Source organism: Ralstonia sp. ASV6, from assembly GCF_016429285.1.
Lineage (GTDB): Bacteria > Pseudomonadota > Gammaproteobacteria > Burkholderiales > Burkholderiaceae > Ralstonia > Ralstonia flaminis.
The window spans coordinates 1-3,633 of record NZ_JAELUI010000264.1 but is presented as its reverse complement, the minus strand read 5'-3'; the positions used below and the strand labels follow the sequence as shown (position 1 = coordinate 3,633).

Sequence of the window (3,633 nt, the reverse complement as noted above, 5' to 3'; positions counted from 1 at the left end):
GATCAGGCCGTCGCGTTCCATCGCGCGCAGCGTCTGCGTCAGCATCTTCTGCGAGACCCCTTCCAGGCGCCGCCGGATATCGCCAAAGCGCATTGGCGCGTCCTGCAGCGCCACCATGGTCAGCACCGTCCACTTCTGTCCGACACGCGCCAACACGCCACGCGATGGGCACACTTTCAGGAACGCATCCGGCGGTAGTTGAATTTTTCTCGACATGGTTACTTTTAGGTACCTAATTGACGATGGAAACCATTATCGGAAAGATGAGACCTCCCAATCAACCTTAGGGTGCAAACCATGAAGATTGCGTTTCTTGGCGGTGGAAACTTCGGCGGCAACCTGGCCAGCCTGCTCGCGGCAGCCGGTCACGACGTGGTGGTGGGATTGCGCGATGTCACTCGTGCACGCCCCAGCGCCAACTATCGCGTGACATCGCTGGAAGAGGCAGCCGCCTATGGTGATGTTGTCGTGATCGCCATCCTGTACCAGGCGTGCGCCGACACCCTGCCGCCGCTGGCATCGCGTTTGAATGGCAAGATCGTCGTGGATGCGACCAATGCGCTGCAGGACGACTGGTCGCCGCTGCCCCTGGGGGCGTTCGCCTCCGCCGCCGAAACCCTGCGCCACCTGCTTCCCGCCGCGAGGCTCGTCAAGGCATTCAATACGGTCTTTGCGGACATCATGACGCCAGACCGGCTTGACCGCAGCGGACAGTCCGTCACGGCGTTCATTGCCGGCGACGATGCGCAAGCCAACACCGTCGTTGCAGACATTGCCGCAAGCGCTGGGTTCGCCCCGGTGGTAACGGGCCCCTTGCGCAACGCCCGCTATCTCGAGGCCATGGCGCATCTCAATATCCAGATCGCCGTGCGTCAGGGCGGTGGGACGGATGCCGGGTTCGTCTATCACCGGGCGGACGGGGCGCGCCCTCCGCGCGCTTCGCAGCAGCACGTCTGACTGGCCTGAAAAAGCAAAAGGCCCCGATCACTCCGGGGCCCTTTGCATCCAGGCCCGTTCGAAGGCCTGGCACCTCACGCCGTCAAACGACGGCATCGCAGTGCGTTATACCGACGGCTGAGCCGGTGCAGCAGAACCCACCGACTCGTCTTCATTCACCGCTTCATCCGCCGGCTCGTACTTCGCCACCACGGCAGTGGCCAGGCTGTTGCCGATCACGTTGGTGGCCGTGCGGCCCATATCAAAGAATTGATCGATACCGATAATGAGCAGCAGACCCGCTTCGGGAAGGTGGAACATCGGCAGCGTAGCCGCCACCACCACCAGCGACGCGCGCGCCACGCCGGCCATGCCCTTGCTCGTGAGCATCAACACCAGCAGCAGCGTCAGTTGTTGCGTGAAGCCCATTTCAATGTTGTAGGCCTGGGCGATGAACAGCACCGCAAACGCCTGATACATCATCGAGCCATCGAGGTTGAACGAGTAACCCAGCGGCAGCACGAAGCTGGCAACACGCTTGGGCACGCCAAACTTCTCCAGCGCTTCCATCGTCTTCGGATACGCCGATTCGCTGCTCGCGGTTGCAAACGCGAGCATGGTCGGTTCGCGAATCAGCCCCAGCAGGCGGCCCAGCGAGCGACCCAGCAGCAGGTAGCCAACGAAGAACAGGATGGCCCACAGCAGCGCCAGGCCCAGGTAGAACTCGCCGATCAGCTTGCCGTAGGTCCACAGCACGCCCACGCCCTCCACCGTGATCGCAGCGGCCATGGCAGCAAACACGCCCAGCGGTGCAAAGCGCATCACGTAGTCGGTAATGCGGAACATCAGCTTGGTCAGCTCTTCCAGGCCACGGCCGATCACGGACTCCATCGGGTTCTTCATGGTCGACAGCGCGGCGCCGAAGAACAGCGAGAACACCAGGATCTGCAGGATCTCGTTGTTGGCCATCGCCTCAACGATGCTGCGCGGGAACACGTGCGTGATGAAGGCCTTGAGCGTGAAGTCGCCCGTCTTCAGGCCCGACGTAGCCGATACGTCAGGCAGCGCCAGGTTCATGTGCACGCCCGGCTGGAAGAAGTTGACCAGCAGCATGCCCAGCGCAAGCGACGTGGCCGACGCGCACACGAACCAGATCATCGCGCGCAAGCCGACGCGGCCGACCGAGCGACCACCGCTCATGCTCGCCAGCCCCGTCACCAGGGTCGAGAACACCAGCGGCGCGATGATCATCTTGATCATGCGCAGGAAGATGTCGGTGATGATGCTGAAGTACGAAGCGATGTCCTTGGCCGCCGCGGCGTCCTTGGCGTATTCGTGGCAGCCCCAGCCGACGGCAATGCCCAGCACCATGGCAATGCCGATGTGGGAGGTCAGACGTTTGGTGTTCAAGACTTTCTCCAGGAATTCCCCGGGGCCGGAGGGCGGTCACGGGCCAGCGGATCTTGTGTGGACCAAGGGCGGCCCAAGTTCGTCACGCTTTGTAAAAAGCGAGGATATTAGACAAGCAGATGGCGATTGTTATGTCGATGTTGCATAGCAACATGCAAAATTTGCATACATTGCGCCATCTCGGCTGATGACCGACAGCGATACCGCACAGGCATTGGAATTGCCCTACGTCGACGGGATTATTGACCGGCATGCAATGCCGTCGGCGCATACCAACAAGCGCCCTTTAACGCACACACAATGCGGCGCCCGCGCCACTGCTACCATCGTGGATCGACAAACCCACAGGACCTCACGATGAAGATGGCCCCCTTCGCTTTCGGCACGACCGACTGGTCTGCCGTGGAGCCCACCGAACATACCGGCGAGACCGGCATGGCCCTCTGGCGCACGCGCTACTTTGGTGACGAGCCCAACCGCATCCGCGTGCGCATGGTCGAGTACACACCCGGTTACTTGGCCGACCACTGGTGCAAAAAAGGTCACATCCTGTTCTGCCTGGACGGCGAACTGGAAACCACGCTGGAAGACGGCCGCAAGTTCACGCTCACGCCCGGTATGAGCTACCAGGTGGGGGATGATGCCGAGGCACATCAGTCCTATACGAAGGCGGGCGCGAAGCTGTTCGTCGTCGATTGATGAGAACGCATCGTCACGCATTCCGAAATCCCTGCCCCGTGTCGGGGAAACGCGTGTTCACGCCGTTGTTATAGGCAACCGACTAACGCGATTCCGACACCTACGTCCCATTGATGCGGATTAGGTGACACGCCTTCCAGCGCGAGCGCAATGAGCGCCCCGATTGCGGCGATAAAGACTGCGCGAAAGGCGGGCGGTTGCGCAAGCGTGACCGAATTGATCTGAGACCGCAGCCGCGTCGGCTTGGCTCGATGATGCATGCGCATCGGTCTGCATCCAGAGCAAGAAGGCCCGCGTGAGGCACAGCGACAAGAAAAGTGAACGCCAATCTCGACGAAGCAGAAAAATCAGATTTCGCCGATAGCAATTCAACGGTAACTCGCCGATCGTGCGCAAATTGTCGTTCTGCGATTTGCGTAACTGATGCCCGCACCCCAGCCGCCCACACCAGCCCCGCCGCACGTCAAGCTCCAGCAACCAACCTTCAAGTTCCCCTTCCGCAAAAAAGCCACTACCGGTGGCGCCCCCGAAGAAATCACCGACGAACACGAGTTCCTCACGCTACTCAGGAATGAGCCGTCGGGCGGC

The 3,633-nt window shown here is 61.2% G+C and carries 4 protein-coding genes; 2 read left to right on the top strand and 2 right to left on the bottom strand.

Annotation, left to right across the window (positions count from 1 at the left end; all coding sequences use genetic code 11):
* Positions 1-216, bottom strand: a 216-nt coding sequence (locus JHD73_RS27090) for a helix-turn-helix domain-containing protein (protein ID WP_199033227.1), incomplete at its 3' end; no start/stop codon positions are given.
* Between the two features lie 81 nt (positions 217-297).
* On the opposite strand from JHD73_RS27090, the gene JHD73_RS27085 reads away from it, so the two are divergent.
* Positions 298-957, top strand: a complete 660-nt coding sequence (locus tag JHD73_RS27085) for an NADPH-dependent F420 reductase (RefSeq protein WP_199033226.1) — start codon at positions 298-300, stop codon at positions 955-957.
* A gap of 105 nt (positions 958-1,062) precedes the next feature.
* Here JHD73_RS27085 and JHD73_RS27080 read toward each other — a convergent pair whose 3' ends face one another.
* Positions 1,063-2,346, bottom strand: a complete 1,284-nt coding sequence (locus JHD73_RS27080; protein WP_199033225.1) for a dicarboxylate/amino acid:cation symporter — start codon at positions 2,344-2,346, stop codon at positions 1,063-1,065.
* Positions 2,347-2,703: 357 nt separating this feature from the next.
* On the opposite strand from JHD73_RS27080, the gene JHD73_RS27075 reads away from it, so the two are divergent.
* A complete protein-coding gene (locus JHD73_RS27075) occupies positions 2,704-3,045 on the top strand; it encodes a DHCW motif cupin fold protein (RefSeq protein ID WP_199033224.1) in 342 nt (113 codons plus the stop codon).
* Positions 3,046-3,633 lie beyond the last annotated feature (588 nt).

What these genes read in the sequence shown, in the direction of transcription:
- JHD73_RS27085 (WP_199033226.1), top strand. Translation starts at nt 298, where the DNA reads ATGAAGATTGCGTTTCTTGGCGGTGGAAACTTCGGCGGCAACCTGGCC.
- JHD73_RS27075 (WP_199033224.1), top strand. Translation starts at nt 2,704, where the DNA reads ATGAAGATGGCCCCCTTCGCTTTCGGCACGACCGACTGGTCTGCCGTG.